At 37.7% G+C, this 14,909-nt stretch carries 16 protein-coding genes; 5 read left to right on the top strand and 11 right to left on the bottom strand.

Features of this window, described 5'->3' with window-relative positions; translation table 11 throughout:
- Window positions 1-61: 61 nt before the first annotated feature.
- Window positions 62-1,282: a patatin-like phospholipase family protein gene (locus LU635_RS14275; RefSeq protein ID WP_240100169.1), complete on the bottom strand. Its 1,221-nt coding sequence runs from the start codon at window positions 1,280-1,282 to the stop codon at window positions 62-64.
- Between the two features lie 95 nt (window positions 1,283-1,377).
- Window positions 1,378-3,639, bottom strand: a complete 2,262-nt coding sequence (locus LU635_RS14270; RefSeq protein WP_240100168.1) for a tetratricopeptide repeat protein — start codon at window positions 3,637-3,639, stop codon at window positions 1,378-1,380.
- 630 nt (window positions 3,640-4,269) lie between these two features.
- Here LU635_RS14270 and LU635_RS14265 point away from each other — a divergent pair.
- From LU635_RS14265 to LU635_RS14250, 4 genes are all read left to right on the top strand, one after another.
- On the top strand, window positions 4,270-4,938 hold the full coding sequence (locus LU635_RS14265) for a C40 family peptidase (RefSeq protein ID WP_240100167.1): 669 nt from the start codon (window positions 4,270-4,272) through the stop codon (window positions 4,936-4,938).
- Between the two features lie 20 nt (window positions 4,939-4,958).
- Window positions 4,959-5,582 (top strand): hypothetical protein, encoded by a 624-nt coding sequence (locus LU635_RS14260; RefSeq protein WP_240100166.1) that lies wholly within the window; start codon window positions 4,959-4,961, stop codon window positions 5,580-5,582.
- Between the two features lie 49 nt (window positions 5,583-5,631).
- A complete protein-coding gene (locus LU635_RS14255) occupies window positions 5,632-6,861 on the top strand; it encodes a CrcB family protein (protein WP_240100165.1) in 1,230 nt (409 codons plus the stop codon).
- 144 nt (window positions 6,862-7,005) lie between these two features.
- Complete coding sequence (locus LU635_RS14250) at window positions 7,006-7,785, top strand: hypothetical protein (protein WP_240100164.1); 780 nt, start codon at window positions 7,006-7,008, stop codon at window positions 7,783-7,785.
- A gap of 207 nt (window positions 7,786-7,992) precedes the next feature.
- Here the strand turns inward: LU635_RS14250 and LU635_RS14245 are convergent, their stop codons facing one another.
- On the bottom strand, window positions 7,993-8,436 hold the full coding sequence (locus LU635_RS14245; RefSeq protein ID WP_240100163.1) for an Hsp20/alpha crystallin family protein: 444 nt from the start codon (window positions 8,434-8,436) through the stop codon (window positions 7,993-7,995).
- 171 nt (window positions 8,437-8,607) lie between these two features.
- Between LU635_RS14245 and LU635_RS14240 the strand changes: the two genes are divergently transcribed.
- Entirely contained in the window at window positions 8,608-8,994 is a 387-nt protein-coding gene (locus LU635_RS14240) for a DUF302 domain-containing protein (RefSeq protein WP_240100162.1), read from the top strand.
- A gap of 45 nt (window positions 8,995-9,039) precedes the next feature.
- Here LU635_RS14240 and LU635_RS14235 read toward each other — a convergent pair whose 3' ends face one another.
- The 8 genes from LU635_RS14235 to LU635_RS14200 all read right to left on the bottom strand — a co-directional run bounded on the left by LU635_RS14235 (window position 9,040) and on the right by LU635_RS14200 (window position 14,897).
- Window positions 9,040-9,627 (bottom strand): hypothetical protein, encoded by a 588-nt coding sequence (locus tag LU635_RS14235; RefSeq protein WP_240100161.1) that lies wholly within the window; start codon window positions 9,625-9,627, stop codon window positions 9,040-9,042.
- 53 nt (window positions 9,628-9,680) lie between these two features.
- Window positions 9,681-10,124, bottom strand: coding sequence for a VOC family protein (locus LU635_RS14230; RefSeq protein ID WP_240100160.1), 444 nt, complete (start codon window positions 10,122-10,124; stop codon window positions 9,681-9,683).
- Window positions 10,125-10,222: 98 nt separating this feature from the next.
- Entirely contained in the window at window positions 10,223-11,590 is a 1,368-nt protein-coding gene (locus tag LU635_RS14225) for an MBL fold metallo-hydrolase RNA specificity domain-containing protein (protein ID WP_240100159.1), read from the bottom strand.
- Window positions 11,580-12,425 (bottom strand): restriction endonuclease, encoded by an 846-nt coding sequence (locus tag LU635_RS14220; RefSeq protein WP_240100158.1) that lies wholly within the window; start codon window positions 12,423-12,425, stop codon window positions 11,580-11,582. The genes LU635_RS14225 and LU635_RS14220 overlap by 11 nt, the downstream gene beginning before the upstream one ends.
- A 184-nt stretch (window positions 12,426-12,609) precedes the next feature.
- Window positions 12,610-13,050, bottom strand: a complete 441-nt coding sequence (locus LU635_RS14215; protein WP_240100157.1) for a hypothetical protein — start codon at window positions 13,048-13,050, stop codon at window positions 12,610-12,612.
- Window positions 13,051-13,454: 404 nt separating this feature from the next.
- Entirely contained in the window at window positions 13,455-13,844 is a 390-nt protein-coding gene (locus LU635_RS14210; RefSeq protein ID WP_240100156.1) for a hypothetical protein, read from the bottom strand.
- Window positions 13,845-13,865: 21 nt separating this feature from the next.
- Window positions 13,866-14,264, bottom strand: coding sequence for a VOC family protein (locus LU635_RS14205; RefSeq protein WP_240100155.1), 399 nt, complete (start codon window positions 14,262-14,264; stop codon window positions 13,866-13,868).
- A 60-nt stretch (window positions 14,265-14,324) separates the two neighbouring features.
- Window positions 14,325-14,897: a PepSY domain-containing protein gene (locus LU635_RS14200; protein WP_240100154.1), complete on the bottom strand. Its 573-nt coding sequence runs from the start codon at window positions 14,895-14,897 to the stop codon at window positions 14,325-14,327.
- Between the last annotated feature and the right edge of the window lie 12 nt (window positions 14,898-14,909).

The following is a 14,909-nucleotide window of genomic DNA, read 5'->3' as shown; positions in this document are numbered from 1 at the left end:
TGTAAAGAATGATTTTTCCATCAGTAGTGCTGATTCTCAATTTCTTTACCCTGGAAAATATTTAGTACTCCTTTCTTATATTTTTATACTCTTCCCAGTCAAAATCATACAAAAATCTAATTGCCTTTTGGGCTCCAAGTAAAAATAACTGTTGTTGTCTTTCTTCAGACATTCCAAAGTTTAACCAGTTAAATTTCTCGTCTGCATCAATTTTACATATAAGCTTTTTATAATCAGGATTTTTGAGGATAAAATCATAATCATGGATTTGTCTCATGGTACTTATCATTGAACCACAAAAACTGAAGAATTTATTGGTATCAGAGTATTTCTCCCGGTAGGTGCTTAATCGTACCCCAAAGGTAGGGCGGGAAGGAACTCCTTGGACATGAAAAGTATTTATAGGGAAGTTAGAAAGCATACCTCCGTCCACGAACTTTACTTTTTCTGGTACCTTTCCATTATAGCTTACGTATTCATCCCATTTCATATCACCAATTTTACCAGCATTGGGTATATTTTTAACCTCGTAAGGATAGAAGAATAAGGGAATGGACATTGAAGTCCGTACAAATTTAGCAGGATTTATAGTTTCAGCATTGGTCCAGTATAAATCTGCCATTTTTGGGAATTCTACCTTAGAATGTGTTGTGATCTCTGAGGTTATAATTGAAAGTTTGGGGGGAGTAGCCTTGTATTCAGGATTATTCCGGTGTCTAATGCCTGGAATATTTTCTCTGTGTTCTTTTAGCGCTTTGAGATTTTGTATACCGTTGGATTGTAAAATATTACTAAGCCAGTTTTCGAAATTATCTCCCGGATTAATGCCAAGCTTGTTTTTCAAAAGCAGGTAGATCTTACGAGCATTAAATATAATATTCCAGAAAATACTGCCTCCATTTTCGATCTTCTTCTGGATTAAGCTTTTGATTCCTGATGGGCCATCAACAAAATCAAAGAAGTTCTTGTTTCCTATGATATCTATTATCTTTTCAGAAGTGGCTTCACCGGGTTTTCCAAGTGCGGCCATAAGCAGAGCATTGATAGAACCGGCAGAGGTCCCGGCCAGACTGTAGAATCTTATACCGGCCTTTTCAAGGATATAAGTATATCCAACCAGGGCGATACCCAATACTCCACCACCTTCCTGGACCAGGTCAACATATTGGTTGCCTTCCTCATCGATAATGTCAGAAAAAGGAGTGCCCTTCACTTTTATAGAAACAGCTTCTTCTACAAGTTTTTTTACATCAGGATGATGAATGAATCTGTTAGGTATCATAGGGGGATTTTGCAAGGCAAAATATCATTAATATAATTTAAAAAGAAGGGGGATTTTCCCCTTTTTAACTTTTAAATATATAGAAACCTATTTCTTTAATTTCTAACTGGACTTCTGTTTTCTATTTGAAGCTGTTTTTCGATCTCCTGGTATCTGAGGTTTTGTGGTGAGATAATCAGAAGTGTATTTACTGTTTTTAATGCCGCATTATTGTTACCGCTTTTAAGCTCACCGAGTAATTTAACGTAAAGCAGGTTTTCATTCATGGGAAAGGATTCTAAAGCTTTTTCCAAAACTGATACAGATTCGGTATGCTGACCATTTTGCTGTAATAGCAAGGCATAATTATAACAGGCTCTCATTAAGGGTGTATCCAGCCCACATGCCCTGGAAAGATATTTCATGGCTTCTTTCGGCCGCCCTGTTTCATTATATAAAAGCCCAAGCATATAATAGCTTTCAGCAAATTGAGGTTCCTGTTCGATCACTTTGAGGTAAAGATCTTCTGCCTCTGCAATCTTACCCTGCTTGTAAAGAAGTAATGCCAGATTCATCCTTGAATGATTATTAAGATCATCAATCTCTATGGCCTTTTGATATGCTTTTATAGCCTTTTCAATATCTCCTTTTGCTTCATGATAAACTCCTATTTGATGCTGTCCAGAAGGAAAATCAGCGTTCATCTCCAAATATTCCAGATGTTCCTCTTTGGCCTTTTTAAAGGCCTCATCATTCCGAGCGTTTTGATTACTTATAGTGAAATATCTGGCAGAATTTATCCTCACTAGGCGAACAGTATCGTTTAATAATTCATTGATATATTGTGAAAGATCAGGTTGTGCCATATTGGTTAATGCTCTCACCACTTCATTTCTCACAAGCGCTGAAGAGTCATTTTGCTGTCTTTGGAGAAGTTCAAGTTCTCCGGGAGAAAGTGGTCTGTTAGAGAATTCCCGTATTGCTGTAGCCCTGACAATTGCAGGAAATTGTTTGTTACTGATTAAATATTCCAATGCCTTATAATCTCCAAGCTGTCCCGGAATTAAATAATCTGAAAAATGTTCAGCACGTTCTTCTCCAAATTTACTGGTCACAATCTCACTGGCCCATTCGGCGGTTTTATTATCATGACAGGAATTACAAGCATTGGGCGTTCCGTACTTAAGCGTTTGATCCGGTCTTGGTATTCTGAAACTATGATCTCTTCGAAAATCATTTCCCATATATGTCTTTCCCGTCATATGACAGTTAATACATAAAGAGGCTTGAGAATTTTCCTGATGAAAATGATGTGAAGGCTTATCATAACTACTTTCATGACATTTTAAACAGAGATCATTCCCGGTGCTCCTCGTTTTTGTTGTGTGCACATCATGACAGTCTATACATGATACTCCGGAATGATACATCTTACTCTGCATAAAGGAGGCATATACGTAGTCTTCATCCTTTATCTGACCATCCCTTTCATAGGTGGGGTATACCAGTAGCTCAGGATCATAATGATCAAGAAAATGCCCTTGATAATTAAAATATTTTGTGATCTGAGATCTTCTTGAGTGGCAGCGTGCACACTTTTCTACCACTTCTTTTGAAGGCATATCAGTTTCCATATAGAGTGGAGGAGGGGCCAAACCAGGTTCGGGGTTTTTGTAGAAATGTACATGGAGACTGGCAGGACCATGACAGGCTTCGCAGCTCACATTAATTTCGCTGAACTCGGTGTTGTAAATTTCTTTTTCAGGATCAAAATTTTTCTGAAGATTGGTGGAATGGCAATCAGCGCACATAGTATTCCAGCGCATGGCACCTCTGCTCCAGTGCATCCATTCTGTATGCCTTATATCCAGCTCTTTCTGAAGAGCAAACCATTTGTTCTTCTTTGAATCCCATGCTGTTAGCAAAACCTGATACTGCCCTTTCGGGAATTTTACAAGGTATTGCTGAAGCGGTTCCACGCCAAAGGTATACTTAACTTTATAATCATGATATTCACCATCAGGACCTTCAGTATTCACCATAAAATCCTCTTCCTTTTTGAAAAAACGGGTAGTGATTCCTTTATGGATAAATTCGACATCATTAAAATCTCCTATTACAGTATTGGTGTCTGCAATTTTCATTGCCAGATCATGATGGGATCCTTCCCAGCTCTGGTACTCTTTCTGATGGCAGTCCATACAGGATTCTGAACCTATAAAATTACCATAATGAACTTCGGCTTGATCGGGACTGATATAGACCTCTTTCATATCATTCTTACAGCCAGCTAAAGAAAGCACCAATAAATTAAGGAAGGAGTATATTAAATGGTAATATGTTCCTGATTTAAGACGGACATTTAGAGATGGATTCATAGGGCTCCTTTACATTTTATTATACTTACAAATTATATTTCAAAGCATATCCTGCCTGGAGATTATACTTAGGAAATAATAATATTAATAAAGATGTTTAGTTGCCGCGAGAGAATACTATCGAATCATTTTTGCAAAATGGATCAATATGTGGTATCAGGAAAAATTACCTGAACTTAAAGGGGATTATATCCTCTATCCGGGTTGGACAAATATAATAAATGTTGTGGATGCCTTTGTAAAAATATAGGTTATCATACTATTTTTTTACTGTTTCTTATAATGAAAAAGGTTAGAGAAACTAGACTGATAATTACCCGGGATTACTATGCTTTTAGGATAAGTATCCAGATTCCTTTGGTCAGAGTGATAATTTAAGGAATCCCTCAATCTACTGGACCTTCCATGGGTTTCATTTCCAGTTGTAACTTGTTGATTGTCAGAATACTCTAAAATGTAAGCAATTTTATATATGTAAGTATAAACCTACAAGTGATTCATTTCATTTCGATTGGATGATATTAATAAACACCACTAAATCAAAGTATTAGGTATTTTTATTCTAAATAAATTCTTAAATTTAAGTCCATACTCGCCCCACCTTTAGTCGATTAATATAAACCTATCACCATGAAAAATCTACTAAACATTGCGACGGCGGAAATCGGTGTTAAAGAAATTCCAGGTAAAAAGTCAAATCCGAAAATTCTCCAGTACGCCAAAGATTGTGGCTTCACTAATTACACAAACGATGATTCGGCCTGGTGCAGTCTTTTTATGAACTGGGTGGCCCATAAGGCGGGTCTGGAACGTACAAATAAATTATCGGCCAGGTCCTGGTTGAATGTAGGAATTCCTCTAGAGAATCCTGAACCTGGCGATGTTGTTATTTTCTGGCGTGAAAGCAGGGAATCCTGGAAAGGTCATGTTGGAATATTTACAGGTTTTTCTCCAAATTCCTCCCGTATATATTGTCTCGGAGGAAATCAGGGAAACCAGGTTTCAGTAACTGCAAAATCCATGGACCGTATATTAGGTTATCGCAGGCTACGCCCGGTGGGTCGTCTCAACTTCACAAATAAGATTCTAAAGAAAGGCGATACGGGTATCGATGTGGTTCAACTACAGGATGCGTTAAAACAATTAGGTTTCAATTGTGGAACTTCAGATGGAGTCTTCGGACCCAAAACGGAGGAAGCCCTGAAAGATTTTCAGGCAACCGATCGCTCCTTAACTATCAGTGGTGTACTCGATAAACCAACCCGGGAATTCATGGTAGAGACTCTCAAATCTAAGTAATAAACCAAAAAAATAATATTATGGCAAAAGATGTATTGCCCGATGAACTGATGAACTCAGTGCTCGGAAAACTCTTTGATGTATTGACCAATGGGGATGATGTTGCCCCAAAATCAGAGGATAATTATCTCGCCTGGCTTTCAGTGGGCATGCCATATCCTCCTGAAGAACTTGATTTTCTTTCTACCGGACTTACAGGAATTGTACGTGAACCTGAACGCCCGGAGGGCGAAGAGACTGAACCTCCTGCGAAAAAAACTCCTGAGGAAATTAATCAGTTACTGGCCCAGGATGTTAACAGGAAATATATGCAGGCCGAAAATCTCTCACGACTATGTGATATGGTACCAGATACCAGCGGTGTAACCGGTGATGTTACTATGAATGTTTGGTATCAGGAGAATACGTTATCTCAGGCCTACAATCATATTTTGAAGTTTAGACAGGTCACCAATTTTGAACCTGATGAAAAAACCAAAGCTAAGATCAAGCGACTTAAGGGATTATTGCAAGAGAAGAAGATTAAAAAGAATATTGTTACCGAAGAGGAAAAAGAAGTGCTGGAAGAAACTTCACTGGTAAAGATGTACAATGAAAAAATGCAGAAATGGATGAATGAAGCTCTGGAGTACAATTTAAAATGATGTCTTAACCTTCTGGCGGCTTAAAGCTTAAGAATAAAACTATCATCCTATGAAAAATATAATTTTATTATTGTTTTGGATGCCATTCTTTGTGGCTACAGGTCAGGAAACAAAAATACAACTCAACCAAAAGATCAATAGTTTACCGGCAACTCAAAAGGTGAAAATTCAGGAATATGAGAACTCTGAAAAAAAAGCAGAGGAGGTTGTAAATGCTGGTTCATTTTCTCTGCCTGATAATATGAATAAGCTAATAATAGCTAAGTATGATGATCAAATTATAAAAGTCACCGAGCCTGAAAAAGAGAAAATGGAGCGCAAGTTCAATCTGAATATTCCGAAAAACAATTTGAAAATTATTCCTGAGTATTATGTTTTCTCTCCGAATGGAAGTGATGAAGAATTAATTGTCACTCCTGTAATTATTAATTCAAAGCCCTTAACTTACAATAATGAGAAAGGTTATGAAGCTGAATTAAATTTTATAATGTACTCTGAAAGTGGGAACGAAAATGGGCAGAAAGTTAAAAATCCTATTCATCTTGAGATAAAATCCCCAGTTCTTCAGCCTGATCCGGAACAATTGTCTATAGAGCATGTTAATCTTCCTTCAACCAGGGTAAAAGTATTTGCTAAATCGGCTAATGATTCTGTAGAGCTTCGTATAATTACTAATAGTAATATCCCTGAAGGCTATCCATATTTTTTGAAAGTTACACCAGTGCTGGAAATAAGTACGAACAGACATAGCATGCAAGGTTTGGGTATACAGGAAATACCTATTTCGGTTCAATTTAAAGGTTCAGGTAATTCTAAGAAAGAAGATGTAATAGTAAAGAGTAGTAATGGAATTATAGACCCCAGCTCTTTTAAATTGGCTTATAATGAAATAAAAACGGTTAAGTTGAGGTCTGAAGGTTTGGATAGTATAAATATTCAGGCTTCCACTTCTTCTTCAGAGGTTGCAATACAAGATTCGAATATTATTGTTATTCATCAAAAATTTCCATTTGTCTTCCTTATTTTTTCATTGATAGGTGGTTTGGTAGGAGCATTAATTCGTTTTGGTTTCCAAAGAAGTAAGGAATATCCCTGGAAGTTATTTATGGCAGGGATATTAATGGGATTTTTGGGAGCTGTAATATATTATGTGCTGGGAATTAGTTTTTTCAAAGTGGAAATAAGTGGTGCCATGAATGAATTTGCAGTTTTAGGATTTAGCGCACTTTGCAGTTTACTTTTAAAACCTTCAATTCTCGGAGCACGTGTTTCAGGTTAACTAATAAAAGAACTTCCATATTTGATTTTCCCCAGGAAGGAATCTATTTTAAATTAATTTGAATTTTTTCAACTCCAACAGTCTGATTAAAAGTTGTTTATGGGTATTTTTTGGTATATTTATATATAACTAAACCAGAAGATTATGAAACGATTATTTATTTTGATTTTAGTAATGTTTCTGGGCAACATTAGTTTTGCTCAGGAAGAAACCTACCTCATTTTTGAATTCATGGAGGTAGATAATGAACAGGAAGCATTTTACTTTGAAACCGAGGAGTTTTGGGAAAACATACATGAACAGCGTGTTAACAGCGGTGATATTGTAGGCTGGGATCTTTGGCAATTATTACCTGGGGGTGAAGACCAGGGTTATCAGTATCTAACGGTTACTGTTTTTGACGATCCATTAAAGATGATGAGGGCTGGTGAGGGAATTCTTGAAAGCGCAAAAATGGCCTATCCTGATCTTAGCGATGAGGAGCTAGATAATCGTTTGAATATGGCAGGGGGTTCCCGGAACCTTGCAGTGAGACTTTTTCTGCAGGTGATAGACAGTACAGAAGATGAATTTGAAATGAAACCAGGGATGATAACTTCTATTGATCTTATGAAGATTAAAGATGGTCAGTATGATGCCTATGAAAATGCCGAAAGTAACACATTCAAGCCCTGGCATCAAAAATTTGTTGATGGTGGCGTGAAGGGGAACTGGCAATTATTAAGGGTGCTTATGCCTCAGGGAACCGATGTTTATACTTCACATATAACCGTGAATATGTTCGATAACTGGGAACAATATTTGAAGTCGATGAACTTTGACGCAGGAATGACTCCCGCCCTGGAGAATGAAATGTCAAAAGGGATTGAAACCAGGGATATGAAATGGGTTTACTGGGCTACTCTTGTAAAAATGGTAAGGTAAGCGGCTTCAGGGGAATGGTCTATAAGGATGAAAATCCAGAATTCTCTGATAAAATCTTTGATTGTGAATTGTACAGTTGATTTTTTTTGGAGGAGTGCTGTCTTAAACAGTGGCTTAGCTTAGCATTCCTGCTATCATGATTTTTCAAATAAAAAAGGGGATACTTTCTAGCATCCCCCTACCTTGCTTAAAAATCAGACGTTATACTTAAGAAATATCTATTCGTTTACGTTGTGTTTTAGCGGCTTCTTTGTTCTTTAATAACTGAAGTTTCAGGATACCATCTTTGTATTTAGCTTTTACATCTTTTGATCCGTCAACACTTTGAGGAAGTTGAAGTGTCCTGTAAAAACTTGAATAACTGAACTCCTTACGAGTGTAATCGTCTTCGTCTTCTATATCCTCCTTGCTTTTTTCGGCAGAAACATATAGGAGATCATTTTCTATGCTAACTTCAAAATCTTCTTTTGAGAATCCTGGAACGGCAAACTCGATTTCGAAATCGTCTTCATGTTCCTTTACATTCATTGCGGGAAGTCTCCTATCCATTGTAAAGAAATCATCATCAAAAAGATCATCTAAACCGAATGATTTGGCTAAACCACCATTCATCCAGGGAAATCTTTGCTTTTTGGATTTAACTAATGACATGACGAACTATTTAAATTATTAATATGATTTTACCTTTGAATTTACCTTTAATCGAGTTGAAAAAACATGATAAATATCATTTTACAGGTAGAATTTTTTAAATAAATGTGACCTTTGTTACTATAGTATTCTGATGTATTTTCTAACTTTAAATTTCAAAAAAATTAAATCATGAATTATTATTTTCACAAGACTGTAGAAGGAGACTTTGATAGTATTCTCGATAAAGTTACCAATGAACTGGAAAATGAAGGTTTTGGTGTACTTACTGAGATCAATGTGAACGAAACATTTAAAAAGAAGCTGGATGTGGATTTCAAAAGATATCAGATTCTGGGTGCCTGCAATGCTCCTTATGCCCATAAAGCTTTAACAGCTGAAGATAAAATAGGTACCATGCTTCCATGCAATGTGATACTCCAGCAACTGGAGGACGGAAAAGTAGAAGTGGCAGCAGTAAACCCCGTCGCATCTATGCAGGCGGTAAAGAATGAAGAACTTGGTGATATCGCTAAGGAGATCGCGAAAAAGCTGCTTAGGGTAATAGAAAAAGTATAATCAGTTCCATCTTGACGGAACTGATTATAGCTTCAAAAGCACTGTTTAATTATTAGCCGGGCTTATCATAATGTGGGCTCTGTGGGTTCCCGGATCCATTAGCCATGGCATTCCCGGAGCTTCGGGTTTTGCAGGCAGGCCGGTGGACTCTGTAGTTGCGTATGGTATATAGATCACATATCTGAATTTTCCATCCTTAAGTTCTCCTGTTGTTTTATCGTATTTTTCATCAGAGCCGGCGAAAACGTACAGGGTGCTTGGCGCATCAGGCATTTTCAATTTGCCGGATTCCACTTCTTCTTTACGGATCTTTCTTTTTTCAATTTCAGATTTGCCTTCTGCAGAAAGCTGTCTTCCTCTTGCCATAAAGGGCTCCAGCTTCTTTGAATAACAGGCTACCTGAACACCGTCGAAATCGGGATTATCAGCTATGCACACCATATTGTTTGTTCCTTCCTTTAATACTACCATTTTCCCGTTTTTATCATAACCGTAGACCATAGCACCACTTCTTTCTTCAGTAGGTGCAGCCAGTAATGCAGTTTTAATTTGTATCTCGGGGGGTAGAATATCAGATTGCGAATAAGCTGCAATACTGATAAAAAGAATAGCGGCCAGGATTAAATTTTTCATGGTTTTATTTATTTGATTATTAGTAATAGTGTTACTTGGTTTCTGTTAATCTATCAGGACTGTCCCGGTAATTCAAAGCTTACCATCCAGTTGACATCAAATTTATCGGTGAACATTCCAAAATAGGAACCCCAGAAGGTATTATCCATTGGCATCATTATTTTGCCCCCATCAGAAAGTTTATTAAAGATACGGTCAGCATCTCTTTTCCTGGTGGTGTTAACCGAAATGGAAAAGTTATTACCTTTTTTAAAAGTCTTAGCCCATTCACCACTAATATCGCTTCCCATTAACATGGTCTCTTTGCTTATTGGTAAGGCGATATGCATTATCTTATCTTTTTCTTCATCAGGTACCGGTGGCATATCTGCCTGTGATGGCATTTCCCCAAATGTGGCTATGTTTGAATATTCCCCGCCGAATACCGATTTGTAAAAATCAAAAGCCTCTTTGCATTCACCTTTGAAGGTGAGATAGACATTTACTGTTGTATTCATGATTCTCAGGAATTATTTTTAAGAAGTGTTTTCACAATGAGCTCATTAACTAAAGATAAGAATTACCAGAGAATTCTTCACAAGCAATTCTCATATACTCAGAGTTCAATTTTATCCTCTAATTTTGGAATTCTTATGTTCCAGTTGAACTCAGATTCCAGTTTAACTCTAAAGGCATCTGCTGCCTGTCTTTCTCCATGGATTAGGAATACTTCCTCCGGAATATTCCTAATGTTTTTACACCATTCAATAAGCTCTTTCTGATCGGCATGAGCCGAGAGGCTTTCTATTCTTTCTATTTTGGCCTTTACAGGATAATACCTGCCTCTGATCTTTATTTCGTGGGTTCCTTCCTCCAGTTGCCTGCCACGGGTACCTTCGGCCTGGTAGCCTGTAAGTATTAAATGAGTGTTGGGGTTATCTATAAATTGCTTTAAATAGGTTAGTATCCTTCCTCCGGTGAGCATTCCGCTTCCGGCTATTACGATTCGTGGTCGTTGTTCATCGATGATCTCCCAGGTTCTTTTATATGATGAAACAAGTTCAAAATGACCTTTTATAGCTTTTAGTTCTTCTATGGGAATTAAGTGGGATTCCGGAAATTTTTCAAAAAGTCTCGTCACATCTATTCCCATGGGACTATCAATATATACTGGAATATTTGGAATTTTATTTTTCTTGAAGAGTTTCCATAAGATATAACTCAGCAGCTGAAGTCTTTCCACTGCAAATGAAGCCATAAGAAGTATGCCATTATTTTGGATGATCTCGTTGATATTTCTCATCAGGATTTCTTCAACATCTTCCCGGGGATGCAGCCTGTTGCCATAAGTGCTTTCCAGGAACAGGTAATCGCCCCATTTGGGTTTATGGGGAGGAGCCAGAAGGAGATCATCATTTCTGCCCAGATCACCCGAAAACAAAAAGATCTTTTCATCAATGTCCAGCTCGATGAAACACGCCCCCAGGATATGCCCGGCAGATCTCATTCTGAACTGGATTTTATCTGAGAGTTTGATCCATTTGTCCTGCTCTATACTTTCAAAAAGTTCAATTGCTTTTTCCGCATCCTTTTCGGTATAAAGGGGGAGTGCCGGGTGATGTTTGGAATAATTCTCCCGGTTTGCTTCTTCTGCTTCCTCTTCCTGAATCTTGGCCGTATCCATCAGAATGATCCTCGCTATGGCGAGACTGGGGGAGGTACCCAGAATACTGCCTTTAAACCCCTGCTGAATAAGCCTTGGAAGATAACCTGTATGATCAAGATGCCCGTGGGTAAGTATAACACAGTCCAGATCTTCAACGTGGATCGGGAGATCCTCCCAGTTGATTTGTCTAAGTTCCTTCAGCCCCTGAAATAATCCGCAATCTATCAGGAATTTCATATTATGGGTCTCAATGTAGAATTTAGAGCCGGTAACCGTACCGGCTGCCCCAAGAAACTGAACTTTCGTTTTAGCTGCCATCGCTTTTGGTTTTAGTACAAAGTATATTGAATTCTGAAAGTATCCTCGATTTTCTGGAATCTGATATTCCCAGATGATCCAGCAGGAATTCATTTTTTAGCAGGTCGCTTCCCAGTACTACTTCCCGTTGCAAAAGGAAGTCTTTTTCCTTTTCAGACAGGAGCGTGGAAACAGTTATGGGATATAGTTTCGATTGGTCTATTAATTGTTTCAGGCTGTGCTTTTCCGGGTAATTCCAGCTTATCAGTTTTAGTCCCACACATTTGGCATATTGAACCGCATCCTCACTAAAACGGGTATTGGTTATGAGCCAGCCGGAAACTTTTGCTGATCTCGTTGCCATTTCTTTGATATCGGTGAATCTGGCATATATATATAAGGGAACCTTTACGTCGCAATTCCGTCCTTCTTCGCTGTGGAATTTACATTCAATGAGATTTTGCACGGAATCCTTTATTGCTATGATATCGATCTCATGTTTTACACATTTTCCTGTTAAGCTTTGATTAAGCAAAATTTTATAGCCTTCGGAAGACAGTATACTGCCAATATATTTTTCAAAAGGGAACCCCGTGGGGCCCAGTTCGTAGATGGCTTTTTTTAATTTATATTTTGAAGCGTAAACAGATTTGACCTCCTTTAGAAGCGCAAAAGCACGATTATAGATCTCCCTGGTAGAAATACCCTGATAAAGCTCATTACGCATTTCATCAAGTACATATTTTACTGTTTTTTTATCGGCACCACTTTTTAATAAGGAATTCCTGAGCTTGGACAATGAGAATTTAACCTTGTCTCCGGAAGATTTTATTATATCAAGCTCGGTGTTCTGCATTTTTAAAATTCAGCATAACTGTAAGATACAAAAGCCCTGGCGTTTTAGGAATGATAAGGATCAGTATTTTTTGAAGGTGTCAACCTGTGGTTGAATATGGTAAGAGAATTGAAAAAGAAACAGGATAAATTCGGGGGGAAGCTTTAAAGTAGAAGAGCATTAAATATCCTGTTTTAAAAGAACTTTATTCTATAGAAATTTGTTTTTGTTTATTATGCCTAATGGCCTGGGTAACCATTTTGAATATCTCTTTTTTGATATTCTGATACTTGCTATCAAATTCATGCACTTTAATCATTATTTTTCTGTGCTGATGCTTATAATCCCATTCTTGTTCGAATTTCTCAACACCCTCGAACAGGATTTTCAAGCCATTTCTTAGAACACTTACTTTACTAAGAAGATTTGAAACTTCAGTTTTTAGGTCCATTAATTTTTCCTTCAATTTTTCAGCTTCTGTGACCATATGTGATTCCACTATGGGGAATACATTTTCATTTAGCAGATTATTTAGGAAATCAAGTTCTTTTAGGATGAAGCTTAATCTGGAATGCCACATTACAGAATTCTTGTGCATCAAATCTGGCCTTTCCCATCCGTAATTATTGGAGGCCTTGGTTTTCATGATAAAGTTTTTAAATTATTGGATATTACTGCGGGAATTGTCTTAAAAGACAGATCGTTCGGAATCCGGCTTACTATTGAAATTCTTCAAATTATAAAGCCAGCAGGGTCTTTTTTCATGGACTATTCAGCCCATGAATCTGTCCTGAATATAAGAATTTTGACTGAGAAAAAGTATGATTTTAATCAATTAATAATCAAAATTTTAAGTGGTGATATTCGAGGTTTATTAGGGGAAGAAATTTACATTATCCGGTTCCTTTTTATAATCCTGAATAAATTTTTGATGTCCTGAAGAACAGGGATGTCCTCATCGGCATCCCTCCAGATTTCTATAAAATTCTTTTAGTAACCAGCAATAAAACCAGCTTTAAATGCTATGAGATATTGGCAGGATCCTGACTTTTAAACGGGTTTGCCAAAGAGCTGTTTCACCTGGGGTTTGTTGAGTTCGATAATCGTGAAAATACCAAGTAATATTCCCAGAATACCGGTAAAACAATTAAGTATGGCTATTACGAATATGAAATCATATTTGCGTCTATCCCCAATGTACTTACCCGCAAGTAGAGTGAGAACACCTAAAGTCAGAAGAAAAAGAAAGATCACACTTCCAAAAAGAACGAATGCCAGTCCTGTCAGCCCGAATTCATGACTATTCTGCCACTCGTTATTGAATATGAATAAGCCCATGAAAATGTAGATCAGGGGAAAGAAAGATATGAGCAAGGTAAAGATTCCCTTTATTAGAAAAAGTACCCTAAATACGTTGAGATTATGATTTTCGGCTGTCATTTTGATTGGTTATTTTGTAAGTTACTTTTTCATTTCTACCAGCTGAATATGATTCCCGCAGGTATCATCCAGGATGGCGATAAGAGCGCTTCCCACATCTGTAGGTTTCATGCTGAAACTCACTCCTTGCTCTGAAAGCCTTTTAAAATCGGCCTCAATATCATCCACATTGAACTGGGTATACGGAATACCAGCCCTGAATAATGCATTCTGATAATCTTTAGCCGGCGCAAAGTTGTTGGGCGAGGGTTCCAGTAAGACCTCCGGGCCGTCGGGTTCTTCTTTGGATACAACGGTTAGCCACCGGTGATTCTCTCCTACGGGTATATCCTTACTTTTCACAAAGCCCAGTTTTTGTGTGTAGAATTTTAAAGCCTGTTCCTGATCCAGGACTGGTATGCCAATTGTACGAACCTTCATAACATGATTATTCCAATAACCATTATTGAAGATAGCTATTTTTGATTAAACCTGAAGCTTCTACTGTTGTTTTGCCTTCCGCATTCGTTTGGGACCGTACCATAGCCAGAAACCGGTTATAGTGAAGGTAAGTAAAGCAATACCCGTAACACTGGTATATAAAAGTTTGATCCACCCGGAGGTTCCAAAATAATTATCGAGGACCGAGCCATCATGAATGTTTTCTATAAGGTCTGAATGTCTTTTTCCAATATTAAGAAGTTCCCCGGTTGCACCATCTAACTGGATTCCGTAGTAATGATCTTCAAAAATGAATTTCACCATTCCTTTCTCCTTTCTCACGTCTATACGGTCAATCTTCGAGGAGAGTGTGGGAGAAACAGAATCCTTAAGAATTAAAACTGCCTTTTGATGCAGGCTGTCCAGGGGCAGCCAGTCCTTAAGTTCTGCTGTAGAACCTTGATAGGAAGGAGGTAATATTATACCCTTACTATCTTTTTTCCAGCCTAGAAGAAGTCCCGAAACAGAAATAAAAAAGAAGAAAATGAATAGGAAGGCCCCGGTATATCGATGTACCTTTCTGAAAATTCTTAAAGTTCTGGCCTGTTGTTTCCTTTTCTTATTAGCAGTCATACCGGATATAAA

Origin of the sequence: Christiangramia crocea (genome assembly GCF_022410465.1) — a bacterium.
Classification (GTDB): Bacteria; Bacteroidota; Bacteroidia; order Flavobacteriales; family Flavobacteriaceae; genus Christiangramia; species Christiangramia crocea.
This window is presented reverse-complemented; position numbering and strand designations above follow the sequence as displayed.